The sequence below is a fragment of the Methylomonas defluvii genome (genome assembly GCF_033949435.1).
Classification (GTDB): Bacteria; Pseudomonadota; Gammaproteobacteria; order Methylococcales; family Methylomonadaceae; genus Methylomonas; species Methylomonas defluvii.
Window position 1 is genome coordinate 220,653 of record NZ_JAXARY010000001.1, and the last position, 13,470, is coordinate 234,122.

The window sequence follows — 13,470 nt, forward strand, 5'->3', positions numbered from 1 at the left end:
ATGGATAGTATGACAACTTGTAAGCAGACACGCATTTTGATTGTTGACGACGATTCGGGAGCGATTCGGGTATTGACCCAAATTCTCAAGGATGTGGGCAAAGTGTATTTCACCACCGATAGTACCCAGGCCTTAGAATTAGCCCTGTCGGTGACACCTGATTTCATTCTATTGGATATCGAGATGCCGGAACTGAACGGTATTGATTTGTGTCAGCGCATCAAAAACCAGTACGCATTAAGCGATGTCCCGATTTTGTTTGTCACCTGCCACACCGATGTCGACACAGAAACCCGAGCATTGACGGCCGGCGCCATCGACTTTATTCACAAGTCGGCTAATCCCGTTCTGATTAAGACGCGAGTACAAAATTACCTCGCACTCAAACATCATTACGACGAACAACGCAAACTTGCCCAAGCTGTTGAGCAAAGTTCCGACAGCATCATTATCACGGATATCGACGGCAATATTGAATACGTTAACCCAATGTCTGAAAAAAGCAGTGGGTATTCCCGGCAGGAAATGCTTGGTCAAAACCCCCGGTTACTGGCATCCGGCAAGACATCTGCACAAGCCTATCAGAATCTTTGGTCTGCGTTGACCAGCGGTCGAACTTGGCGTGGCGAATTCATTAACCGCCGCAAAGACGGCAGCGAATATATCGAGCGCGCAAACGTTTCGCCTATCGCTCAAGCCGATGGCAAAATCACGCATTATCTGGCAATAAAGACCGATATTACGGATCAAACATTAATGCAGGATGAGATCAGTCGTTTGGGTAGATTCGACAGCCTGACGAATCTACCCAATCGTCGCCAGCTACAAGAACGGTTGCGGCAGGTGCTTTCAGCTTGCAGTCGTCACCAACACGCTAGCGCCTTATTATTTATTGATATCGACGATTTCAGGCGGTTGAACGACATATATGGGCATAGTCTTGGCGATAAAGTATTGACAGAAATCAGTTTGCGTTTACGCCAGGATTGTTTACGTACAGAAGATGTCATCGCTCGATTGGGGGGTGATGAATTTGCTGTTATTATTGAAAACTTGTCCAAAGATTTGTGGGTGGCAGCATCGCAAGCCGAAGAAGTTGCCGAAAAAATATTAGTAACTATTACGAAACCCCTGGTGTTTGATTCGATTGAGCAACACCTCACGGCGAGTCTGGGTATTTATCTATTTACAGGCGACGATCTGGATGTTGAAGAGGCGATCAAACGAGCCGACGCTACCATGTATCGCGCTAAAGCAGCCGGCAAGAATTGCTTCAAATTTTATGATCCGCAAATTCAACGCGACATCGAGAGGCGTATTACCTTGGAGACCGATTTGCGCCGGGCCGTGAGTGAACAGCAGTTAACTATTTTTTTCCAACCTCAATTTGATCAAGATAAGCGATTGACCGGCGCGGAAGTGTTACTTCGTTGGGAACACTCGGAACAAGGTATGATCCCCCCCAGTGAGTTCATACCCTTGGCGGAAGAAAAAGGGTTGATTATTTCCATTGGGCTATGGGTTTTGAAATCAGCCTGCTTACAGCTACGCACTTGGAATATGAAACCGGGTTGGGAACAATTTCAGCTCAGTGTCAATATCAGCCCTTGTCAGTTCCGTGACAAGGACTTCGTAAGCGATCTTCGAGAATTGATCATCGAGACGGGTATCTTGCCGCATCATTTAGTGTTGGAAATTACCGAGAGTACGGTACTGGAAGGTGTTAGTTCAATTATTGAAAAAATGAACGCACTGAAAGCCTTGGGAGTTCGATTCTCGATGGATGACTTTGGAACCGGATACTCGTCATTGTCTCAGCTAAAACAATTACCACTCAACGAATTGAAAATTGATCAATCTTTCGTTAGGGAGCTCGCTATCGATGCGAACGACGAAGTCATTGTGAGAACCATCATTGCCATGGGACAAAATTTGGGGCTGACGGTCATTGCGGAAGGTGTCGAAAATGCAAGTCAATACGACAAGTTGTTAGCGCAAGGCTGTAAACATTTTCAGGGTTACTGGTTTGGTCGCCCGCTGCCAGCCGAAGCGTTCGAGCATATGTATCAAAGCGCATCGGAGTACATCCATAATTCGTAAGAACGGATTGATCCAGAGCACAAAAACTGGCACGTATCGCGCCTGCGTCGACATGCTGGCGCTGGAACATTTTAAGTAGATATCCATGGAGTTAGCTAAGAATGACTAATAGTACAAACAATTCATTTGACTTTCAGGAGCTCAAGGCGTTGGAGCGTCTGCCATCGCCCTCCGGCACCGCGTTGGCCATCACGCAACTCGTACAGCGGGATGATGCCGACATTCATAAGCTGTCCGAATTGATCAAGGTAGATCCGGCTCTTTCCGCGCGCATCCTTCGTTTTATCAACTCGGCGGCCTTGAGCGCCCGCCGACCGGTAGCCAATATTCACGATGCCGTAATCATGATGGGTATGCAGTCGGTACGCAACTTTGCCTTGAGCCTGTCGTTGGTGGGCAACTATAAAAAAGGCCAGTGCTCGGGCTTTGATTACCCGTTGTACTGGTCACAGAGTTTAGCCATGGCGGTTGCCATCGCCGCCATGGCCGCTAGGGAACGCACTGTCGCCCCGGATGAAGCTTTTACTTTGGGGTTGCTATCGGATATTGGCAAATTGGCTTTGGCGACTGCTTGGCCCGATCGCTATAGCGAATGCCTGCAATCAACCCCTATAACTGACTTATTGGCGGTGGAGTTTGAGCATTTTGCAACGGATCATCGAGAATTGACCCAACTGCTATTGCGGGACTGGGACTTTCCCAGTGTATTTATCGATGCGCTAAAACTCAGCTTAACCCTCGACTCAACCGACGCGTCTCGCACAGCCCGCTTTGCCGAGCAACTGGCTTTTGCCCGCCAAATAGCGTGCTACTGTGTCACCAACGAATCTCGTCGAGCCAAGTTAATGACTGAACTCGAATCGCGGGCGCAACATCATCACATCGAGGCAAGTTCGCTCCAAGCGTTTCTCGACGAAATCGAGCAGCAATGGCGACAATGGGGCCAACAGATCGAAATTGACACTCAAGTACGGTTGTCGCCGGTCGATGAGGCTGATAAAGACCAAGTCGCCCCGTTAGGGTTGGATATTATGCTCGTGGATGATGACCCTGTATTACTGGCGCGCCTATCCAAACAGTTGACTGCGGCAGGCCATCATGTCGTGGGTTGCCGCGATGCGGAAACTGCGTTGAGGAAACTAGTGGAAAAGATGCCGCAGTTATTGATCACCGATTGGCGAATGAGTCCCATGGATGGGTTGACACTCTGCAATACCCTGCGCCGTTCTGCTTTCGGCGAAAATTTATATATCATCATGCTAACCGCATCGGAAACGGAAGATGATCTGGTGAAAGCCTTCGATGCGGGTATTGACGACTTTGTCACCAAACCGGTCAGTTTGAGAATTTTACTGGCCAGAATCCGAGCGGGGCAACGTATTGTCATGTTGCAACGCAACCTGGATCAGGATAAACAGCGTCTCGAACAATCGAATGCCAAATTAGCCGTTGCCAACCGTCGGTTGGCCATGATGGCGAATACGGACATGCTGACCGGTCTGCAGAATCGCCGCTACGCCATGACACGTCTTGAGCAGGAATGGGCGGCTGCCGTGCGCTATCGCCGGCCACTGAGCGTACTGATGCTGGATCTGGATTTCTTCAAATCCATCAATGACTTGTTGGGACATGCCGCAGGTGACCGTGTATTAGTCCATGCTGCGAAAATCATGAAATCAGCGGCCAGAGCCAGCGACATTGTCTGCCGTTTTGGTGGGGAAGAATTCTTGATTCTGGCCACGAACACCGACGGGGTGACTGCGCTGGCAGTGGGCGAAAGGATACGCAAGGCCATAGAAACTCATCAGCCGCCCGAACTCGCTTTGAAACGGTCCGTCACCGTCAGTGTGGGTGTTGCCGGCTCCGTGAATGATAAACCGGGCTGTCAGGCCTTGTTAACGTTAGCCGATGAAGCCTTGTATCAGGTCAAAAACAGTACCCGAAATGCAGTGCAATTGGCACCGTTATAAGATTGTCCTGGTCAAAACCTATGTTTAAAAATCAATCCCACGGATAGCGCTGATTCTTATGCAAAATTGTTTATCACCGATTGTGAGTTCATGTCTGTTTGGCTTGCCGGCCTTCATCGTTATCCTGTTACAGGATATAGTGCTTATTGCAATCGCTTATTATTTGAATAAGCGCGCTGTGAAAAAACGCTTGGACGCAGCCAAATGTCATATCCAGACGATTCTTGAATCAGAAAAAATTAACCTAACCCGCCGTATGCCAACCGCTGAAAATAATACCGTTATGGATTCTTTATCAGCGCTCAACATCTTGCTGGAACGCGGCGAAAATACGATTACAAATGTACGAGCATCTGTCTCCCGCTTGCTGCCTATGGCTCAGGAGTTGATGGATACTTATAGTGCCAATACCCAAAAAGCCGTGATGCAAACGCAAATCGGCCGCTCGGTGATTGAAGCCATCAACGATGTTTATGCATCGAACCAATTAGTCAATCAGCGTGCAGATGAAATTATTCAATCAGCCCGTTCGGGCATGGCCTGTGTGAATGAAAACCAAAAGTTGGCTAATGAAATGATGCTCAGTTTTCATCAATTATCCACCAGCCTTCAGTGCGCCTCGGAACAAATCCAAGCGCTACATATCAGCAGCGCGCAAATTGGCAACGTCGTTGAAGTGATTAAAACCATTGCCGACCAAACCAATTTATTGGCACTCAATGCCGCTATCGAAGCGGCACGGGCGGGAACCTATGGGCGTGGATTTGCTGTCGTTGCTGATGAGGTTAGAACATTAGCTGAGCGTACGCGGCAATCGACGATTGAAGTGCAACAAACGATTGAACTCATTCAAAAAAACACGACAGCAGTGGTTAATACGATGGCCAATAGTCAGGCGGCCATGCAGGAATCCATGTTCAAATCCACCCAGGCCGAAGTTCAACTGACCGAAATACAAAAGTCTACGCAAAATATTAATGACGTCGCCAGTAATATCAGGATTTCAATTGCAGAACAAACAGCCTTCGTGGAAAAAACCCGAAAGGCCTCCGACTGCCTCACCGAATTGAACGCCGATTCTCTGGAAAACTCTCGCATCCATAGCATTTCCAATCAAGATTTGGTTAAGCTTTATGAGATGTTAAAACAACAATTGGAGATATTTATCGTTAACGATGCCTCATGGCACACCCACAAACGAAAAAAACCGCGAGCTGCAGCAGACACTGAAACGACTTCTCAAGCCGCACAGAATACCGTTGAAGATTCGGAGGACATCGAACTTTGGTAATCAGGTATGTATGCCTCCTACATTAGCCGTTTTTTCCGAACAGAGCCTACAAATTTTCTAGAAGGTATTTCTACCGTGAAGCGAACCAAGCACTGGAAAATCGGCTGAGCCTGCATGCCACTTTGCGGTAAGTCCGGTGCGTGGTTAAAAACGAGTGGGCATGAATAAAAAATCATTTATCCGATAATGCGTATGCCAAAACCACACATCAAAACCTCATTCGTTTATTACATTGCCATCATTAGCGCTACCATAATCTCGTTCGAGATTCTGACAATAAGTCTGTTGCAAGCATTGCCGTCATGGGGGGTGTCGCTGACGCCGCGGCAGTATGATTTTGCCGATACTATCGTGCCGGCGGTTTTGGCGGCTATATCGATATGGTCATATGCTTTGCAACCTTTGTTAATAACGATTGCACAGAAAAAACACATTAACGAACGTCAATTTGCATTTCAACGCCAGTTATTTGAGGCATTGAATATTCATGCCCTGGTTAGCATCACCGACGTACATGGGCGAATCACCTTTGTTAACAATTTATTTTGCCAAGTATCCGGTTACAGCCAGGATGAACTAGTGGGCCAGGATCACAGGATCGTCAATTCGGGCCATCACGATAAAACATTTATCCGCGTTATGTGGCGCACTATTTCGAAAGGTAAACCTTGGCAAGGCGAATTATGTAACCGAAATAAACAGGGCACGTTGTATTGGGTGGATAGCACTATTGTGCCTATCTTAGGAACGGACGGCAAACCGGAGCAATACATCTCTATCCGTCGCGACATTACCCAGCTAAAAGAAAACGAAAAGCGTTTACTGACGTTAAAGCGGGCACTGGATGCCAGCAATGAGATGATTATGATCACCGATCTCGCCGGTCATATTGAATATGCCAATCCAACCTTATGCCGTTTTACCGGCTGGCTGGAGTCCGATTTGCTTGGTTGTTCAGCGAATACATTGGACAGCCAGAATGCAAACCCGGAAACGCTTGGCTGCCTGCAACGCGCGCTGCAGAAAAGCGGTACCTGGAGTGGCCGTTTGTTGAATCGCCGCCGTGGTGCCGGCCCCTTCCATATTGCCGGTCAGACCACACCACCCGATGGGAGAGATTATTGGGCAGAAATCAATATCACAGCCATTCGCGATAATAAGCAAGTCGTGATGGGGTACGTTCAAATTCAGCGCGATATCACCGAGCAAGTCCACAGGGAACAAGTGTTGTTGATGGAGAATGCCGATACCGTTGCCAGATTGGTCATTTCGGAAACTTTGCAAAAAACGCTACCATTACAGCAGCGCATCACTCAAGTGCTGGATATTTTGTTCGAATTGAAGGCGTTCGATCTGCAGCGAAAGGGGGGGCTTTTTTTGAAGGACCCCGAGCAAGATTTTTTAGATATGTTCGTATTGCAGGGCCTGTTCAGCGAGGAATTCATCCACCGGGAGCAACGCATTCCTTACGGTGCTTGCCTGTGTGGAAGGGCCGCCATTTCTCAGGAGTTGATCGTCTCAGACGATTGCTTTTGCGATCCGCGTCATGACCATGTTTTCGAGGGCATGCAGGCACACGGTCACTACATTGTGCCTGTCGTATCGGCAGGCAAAACCTTGGGGATTTTATTTTTATATACTGATCCTTACCCAAGCCGCGAGGAGTCTCGATTGACCATGTTACAGCAAGTCGGCGATATGTTGGCACTGGCATTGTTGCAGGAGCAGGCGAAAAAAACGCTGGAAGTGGCAAAGGATACAGCGGAACAAGCCGTCCGGGTAAAATCGGAATTTTTGGCCAACATGAGTCATGAAATCAGAACCCCCATGAATGGTGTGCTGGGCATGTTGGATCTTATCAAAGATACCGATCTTAGCGCCGAGCAGCGCGATCTGATCGATACCGCCGGCAATTCGGCGGAGTCTTTACTTATTATCATCAACGACATTTTGGATTTTTCTAAGCTGGAAGCCGGTAAACTCGAATTAGAGCAGGTCGAATTTGATTTGTCGGCACTGGTCGAGGAAGTGTGCGCGTTGATGTCCAATCGTGCTCACGACAAGGGTCTGGAACTCAACTGTTTTTTACCGCCGAATTTACAAAAACACTGGCAGGGTGATCCCAATCGAATTCGCCAAGTGTTGACCAATTTGATCAGTAATGCCGTCAAATTTACTGATAACGGCGAAGTGTTTATCAAGGTAATGCAGCTAGAACAGTCCGGCAAGACAGGCATGTTACGGGTCGAGGTAACAGACACGGGCATTGGTTTGAATCCGGAAACACAAGCCAGACTGTTTCAGCCGTTTGCACAGGCCGACAGCTCGACCGCAAGGCGCTTCGGCGGTACCGGTCTGGGGCTCTCCATCAGCAAAAACTTGGTGCAGATGATGGGAGGACACATTGGGGTAGAAAGTGTTCCCAATCAGGGTGCCTGCTTCTGGTTCACCTTGCCGCTGCAAGCCGGTGAGGCGGATTCGATGGCGATTGTCGACTTAACCGAAAAAAGTGTTTTAATCGTGGATGACAATGCGACCAACCGCAAAATCCTGCGCCATTACCTTGAATATTGGGGCATGACGGTAAGCGAGATCGATAATGCTGCTGACGCACTGCAGATACTGGTTGCTGCAGTGCGCGACGAACGGCCCTTCGATATTCTATTGTCTGATTTACACATGCCGGACATGGACGGTTACGCTTTGGCCGATGCCATCGGCAAAGTGCCTGCAATTGCGCGGATACCTCGCTTATTATTGTCGTCAGGCGGTTTCGACAGCGCAAGTGAACGAACTCGATTCGGTTTTGCGCAAACCTTGTTAAAACCGGTACGGCAAGCGACGCTGTTTGATGCCATCATTAACACCTTGCAGGCGCAGGTCGAAACAACGCCCAATGAGATAACTATTGATACCTCTACGCCGGATTATGGCGGTAAGCGCATCCTTATCGCCGAAGACAACAAAATCAATCAGAAAGTAATCACGGGTATGTTGGCCCGCTTTAACTGCCACGTTGATCTTGTGGAAAACGGCATTGAAGCATTGGAGAAGATGGCGAAGCACGAATACGATTTAGTATTGATGGATTGCCAGATGCCGGTGATGGACGGATACACAGCCGTTCGCACCTTACGCGGGCGTGAACGAAGCAACCAATTGAAGCGCACCTTCGTAATAGCGTTAACTGCGCATGCCTCCAATGAAGAACGCGATAAATGCCTGGAAGCCGGCATGGACGATTTTCTCAGTAAACCGGTCTCTAAAATCTTGCTCGCGCAAACCTTGGCCCGCTGGCTAGAAAAAAGCACGCCCGTCACAAGGAAGGTTGACAGCAAAATTACTGAGCACTACGCTAGCGAAGCGGCTGTATGGGATGCCGCTTCATGCTTAGAATGCTTGGATAACGATACTGAATTACTGCAAACCATGATCGATTTGTTTATCGACGAAAGCCCAGCTAGATTGTCCGACCTGGAAACAGCTTTGGCCGCAGATAATCTGCCGGCGTTAGCCGATGCAGCTCACGCCATAAAAGGTATGGTGGGACACTTTTTCGCCGCTCGTTTGGTAGCCTTGGCTGCCGATCTGGAGCGTAATGCCAGACAGGCTAACCCAGTCAATTTTGCGGAAATGATTGAGGCCATCAAAGCAGCTATTGACGAATTACTCCTCGCCTGGAGTAAAAAGAGTATGCTTAACGAAGGGCATTGATTGATTTCGATTGCATTAATGAAATACGGCCTAATGTGTGTTTTTTGCCTATCGATACCGCACTGTCTGGCTCCGATAAGTGCAAACTGAGGCCAGGCTGACGGTGCGAATCGACCTGCTTTTTGGAATGTTCTTTTGAACTGTATTGGCTGCGTTCTTACTATAGTGGAAGACCTCTTTCGTTACTTTTGAGTAACTGGTCATTACTTTTTTAACCCCGATTATCAACGCACAATTTCTATTGAGCGGAACCGATTAGCTAAAAGCTATAGCAAATGTCGAATTTTATTTTGCCAAATTAATCACCATAAAGCGGCCGGTCGTGACCGGCCGGTATTGGCCGGGTCTTGTCTGCCAGTTCCTAAAAAACTAGGAAATTTGAACGACAGGTTTCGGGTTTAAATCCGTTTAAAAATATCCCGTTTCGTCTTTATTTGGCTGCGTTGTGGTGGGCGAAGCCTAGAGGTCACAGAACTTCAGAGTCAATGGCTATCAATCGAATTGGCCTAAAGCTAACTTGGCAGCTCAGCCTATTCGCAGTACGATAATCCTGTTATGCAAGATCGGAGATATCAATGCCCTCGTTTTCATCGCGCTCACGTCGCTTAAGACAGTCAAGTAAGCCGAACCAAACTGGATTCGTAAATTCGGTATTGTCTGGTCATCATGCCACGGTCAATTGCCTCGAATGCAATCGACTCATGGCACCCAGGGTCGTGACGTATTATGGTCAACCACTGCGATCAATCTGCCCGTTTTGCGGTGCGACCTTTGCAAAGTTTCCGAGTGGCTTACAGCGCCTTTTGCAGCGTTTTCATACTCGGAAGCTATCGTTTACTGTTTTTTTTCGTCTTTTGATTATTGCTATTGGTTTTGCCGTCATCGGGTATTTAAGTTCTTGGGAGTTTCTACCTCGCAGCTTGGGACGTTTTGCAATATTCGGTACCATTGTCTTTGCACCGCTAGCCTTGGCAGAACTGATTTTTCAATGTGTTGAAATCATAGCAGCCAAGTTCTCTCACCAAAGTAATCACTATTGGGCGGCTATAGTCTTATTGGCCATATTTATTGCTAATCAAGTTCAAGAAGCTACTGCTTACCTCGTGATGTTTTTCATTGTGATGTTGATTCGCTGGCTCATTTCTGGCTTAGCTCAATTCCGCGAAGCATCACAAGAAACACACTTCAATAATTAACCAATCCGCGGGCTCGATTGTAGTTAGCGACCTGATTGATCAGATCATTTCTATTTTGTCCCGCAGCACTTTTCAATAGTTCGGCGATATTATTTCCATCGTTCGAACCCTCCTCATCTAGGAGTTTCCGCTTTGCGTAGCCCAAATCTCCAGCATTGTCACCATAGACGGAAATGCCTGAGAAGGCATCAATCATAGCCGCTCGGTAATAGACTTGCTGGCTGGGAGTTAGTTTATCCGCTACTTCATTAACTCTTTGGTCGGCCCAGTTTTTTGTTGCCTCTTTAAATCCAGAATAAGATTGAGATGCACCATACTTTATAGCGTCCCAGTAATCAGCACCCTTAGTATATGCTTCGTTAGCATGAGTCCAGAACTCCTTGACGAATTGTTGGCTACCAACTCCTACTGCCTCGATGTTTTTGACTGAATTATAAAGACTGCCCCCCAGATAATTGTAAGAAGCCTCTGCGGCCGAAGGCGTGTCATTAGCCGCAGCCGTAATCGATTGCCTAAAGTGCTCCGCCTTGACATTCGCCAATTGCCCAAAGCCTTCTCTTGAATTTTGTTCACGCTCAGCCAGATTTCGATCGTGTTGTGCTTCAACACGGGCTTCGCCACCGGCAATTTTTCCCGTCGCTGAACCAATCTGTGCCCGTGCTCGTTGATTTAGCGATTCGGTTTCAGCGCGTGGGTCTTTGAGATTGGCCTGTTCGACGATTGATTGAACCCTACCAGTTTCCGGTGCATTGGTTTTCAGAGATTCGTTATGGTTAGCGTTCCAGGATTGATCGGCCTGTGGCGCATTAAAGGCATCGCCCAACAGTTGGTAACCCGAGATGTGCGCTTGGTGCGATTGTTGATCGTCCAGCGTGCGGTAACTGGGTGACGAAAATCCGGTCAGTAACGAGATGCCGGCAGCAGCATAGGCTTGATCGGCATCGCTGATCCAACCTGCCGCTTTCCATTGCGACGCCAACCGCTGTGTATCACCTCGTAAGCCATACTGGTCCAACGTACGATCCAGACGTTCCATCAAGCCAGAATCATGCGCGATTTTGTATCCCGTTTCCGCCGCACCGAAACTCGCTTGTGACCCGAAGCGTTGTTGAGCCGATAGCGTTTGTTGATAGGATTCACTGGCAGATACGACATCGCTTGCACTGTGTTGCAAGGATGACAGATCTTGGTTTTGCAAGCCCATAGACGCCACTTGACGTGTACCCGTTTGCGCATCCAGCGCCAGGCTTTTCGCTAACCCCGCTTGATAGCCCTGACTGTCATTGACGGTTTGACTGATGTCGGCGGCGATAGCGTCGGACTTGTCCTGACTGACTTTGAAATCGTTCTGCAAGCGGCCGGAGATTGCGCCGCTGAGTTGGTCGTTACCGAGCTTGGCCCCGGCGTTGGCACTACCGGCCACCAAGGCCGAGAACTGATCGGCGGATATGCCGGTATCGGCATGTTTTTTGGCAAAGGCTTCACCGAACTGGCGGTTGTAGGCATCGGTATAACTGGAACTGCTGGCGATTTGATTACCCAAGGAACGGCTGTCAAAGGCATCGCTGGTGATGCTGGCCGACTTCGAGGCCGTGGACGACACGCTGTGCATGAAGCTGCTGGTGGCTTGCTCGGACGCTGAATAGGCCGACGATACGGCCGCACTCATGTCCTTGCCGGCGGTAAAGGTCGGCAGCACCTTGTCAACGCCGGTTTGTGTGACCGCCGACAATGGACTGTATTGATGTTGCGCTTGCGCATTCAAGACCGGTGCCGGGCTAATCACATCGGGCGTAGCGATTTTTTCATTTACGTAATCGCCACCGTCCATCCGCCCCAGGAAATGGGTGGCGGTCACCGCACCCCGATAGATCAGCATCAAGGTAATAGCCGGCGTCGACGCCGCCAGCATGCCGCCGATCGACAGCCATTGCTGCAACTCCATATCCAGCTGGTAAATGCCCATCATCGATGGCAATTTGTAGGTGGCCGTGGTCAGTGCCGCCATTTTGCCGGCGGCCGACATCTGGATGAACAGATTGATCACCGCCAGAATCGGCATCCACAATTGGATCCACAGCAGCATCGAGAAGTAGCCGATATTCATCCGGATGCCGACACTACCCAGCATTACCACAAAGGCCATGATAGGCGCAATGGCATAACTCAAACCTTCGATGAAGGCCATCATCGGCCGCACGATTTTCGAGAACAAGGTTTGTTCAGCCGCCCATTGGGTATTGCGTTGTTGAATGGCTTGTTCCACCATCGCTGCTTTGTTCCAATGCAAGCCGTCTTCATGCCGGCCGATCACGCCTTTCTCAAACATCGGCATGATCGCCGACATCAGCATGTAATCGGCGGCATCGACTACGCCGGGGCCGACCAACGCATCGAAGGCATCCTGGACTTTCGGCACGGTGTCGGCTGCCGCCGGTACGCCCAAGGTCGGTTGCAACAAACTTTCCAGCGCCGTCGTGAAATTACCGTTGGCCACGACACTCAAATCGGCCCAAGCATCGGTGCAGGTTTTGGTTTGCGGTTGACCACCGACATAGATTTGGGTCATGTAGATGTCGGAATCAAACCTGATCGCATTCAGTGGATCGGCATCACGTAAAATCGCATCCACCGATTTCAAATTCAAATCTACCCCGGTCAAGGTACATTCGCGGACATAGTTGGCAAACGAGGTTTCCATGTCGCTACCGGCATTCGGTGCGTTAGCCGCACCTAGATTCACCCGCGACAACAGATTCTTCCGCACCGCCGTCAAGGTCTGCAAACTGTCGGCAAAGCCGTTGCCGGTCATCGACGGTGTGCCAAAGCCTTGTTCGAACAGCCGTGTGGTGCGATAGCCCATGTTCGACATGACGCTGCCCACCACGGCTGGCCCCAACGGTACATTGTCGACCACCACCACGCTACCGGTATAAGCATCCTCAATCGACACCCGTACCGACGGCGCATACAGCATCAACCACAACACATAGGCCAGCAGTAAATCCTGATAGCGAATGCCGCGGCCGTCCCATTGCAACAAAGCCCGAAGCATCACAATGATGACGCCGATCAAACCACCGACGGCTGCCGCGGTCCGGTAATCGCCGGTTCCGGAAATCATCGCTATGGCATTGAGGACGGCTTGCAAATAGGCGGAATCGCCCACGGAGAAGATTTCAAACATGGGCAACCTGCC

Annotated in this window: 6 protein-coding genes; 5 read left to right on the forward strand and 1 reads right to left on the reverse strand. The window is 49.3% G+C overall.

The window, feature by feature from the left end; translation table 11 throughout:
• The 5 genes from QLH52_RS01090 (at position 1) to QLH52_RS01110 (ending at position 10,271) form a co-directional block, all read left to right on the forward strand.
• Positions 1–2,100 (forward strand): EAL domain-containing response regulator, encoded by a 2,100-nt coding sequence (locus QLH52_RS01090; protein WP_319960274.1) that lies wholly within the window; start codon positions 1–3, stop codon positions 2,098–2,100.
• Positions 2,101–2,201: 101 nt separating this feature from the next.
• The gene (locus tag QLH52_RS01095) at positions 2,202–4,070 is read left to right on the forward strand and encodes a diguanylate cyclase (RefSeq protein WP_319960275.1); all 1,869 of its coding nucleotides are present in this window, start codon (positions 2,202–2,204) and stop codon (positions 4,068–4,070) included.
• A gap of 58 nt (positions 4,071–4,128) precedes the next feature.
• Positions 4,129–5,361, forward strand: a complete 1,233-nt coding sequence (locus tag QLH52_RS01100) for a methyl-accepting chemotaxis protein (protein ID WP_319960276.1) — start codon at positions 4,129–4,131, stop codon at positions 5,359–5,361.
• A gap of 192 nt (positions 5,362–5,553) precedes the next feature.
• Entirely contained in the window at positions 5,554–9,075 is a 3,522-nt protein-coding gene (locus QLH52_RS01105; RefSeq protein ID WP_319960277.1) for a response regulator, read from the forward strand.
• 575 nt (positions 9,076–9,650) lie between these two features.
• Complete coding sequence (locus tag QLH52_RS01110; RefSeq protein WP_319960278.1) at positions 9,651–10,271, forward strand: hypothetical protein; 621 nt, start codon at positions 9,651–9,653, stop codon at positions 10,269–10,271.
• On the opposite strand, the gene QLH52_RS01115 is transcribed toward QLH52_RS01110, so the two are convergent.
• Complete coding sequence (locus QLH52_RS01115; RefSeq protein WP_319960279.1) at positions 10,261–13,458, reverse strand: conjugal transfer protein TraG N-terminal domain-containing protein; 3,198 nt, start codon at positions 13,456–13,458, stop codon at positions 10,261–10,263. The two genes, QLH52_RS01110 and QLH52_RS01115, sit on opposite strands and share 11 nt — an antisense overlap.
• Between the last annotated feature and the right edge of the window lie 12 nt (positions 13,459–13,470).

Excerpts from the sequence above, each read along its gene's own strand:
- QLH52_RS01115 (WP_319960279.1), bottom strand. The coding sequence starts at position 13,458 with ATGTTTGAAATCTTCTCCGTGGGCGATTCCGCCTATTTGCAAGCCGTC.
- QLH52_RS01100 (WP_319960276.1), top strand. The coding sequence starts at position 4,129 with ATGCAAAATTGTTTATCACCGATTGTGAGTTCATGTCTGTTTGGCTTG.
- QLH52_RS01095 (WP_319960275.1), top strand. The coding sequence starts at position 2,202 with ATGACTAATAGTACAAACAATTCATTTGACTTTCAGGAGCTCAAGGCG.
- QLH52_RS01105 (WP_319960277.1), top strand. The coding sequence starts at position 5,554 with ATGCCAAAACCACACATCAAAACCTCATTCGTTTATTACATTGCCATC.
- QLH52_RS01110 (WP_319960278.1), top strand. The coding sequence starts at position 9,651 with ATGCCCTCGTTTTCATCGCGCTCACGTCGCTTAAGACAGTCAAGTAAG.
- QLH52_RS01090 (WP_319960274.1), top strand. The coding sequence starts at position 1 with ATGGATAGTATGACAACTTGTAAGCAGACACGCATTTTGATTGTTGAC.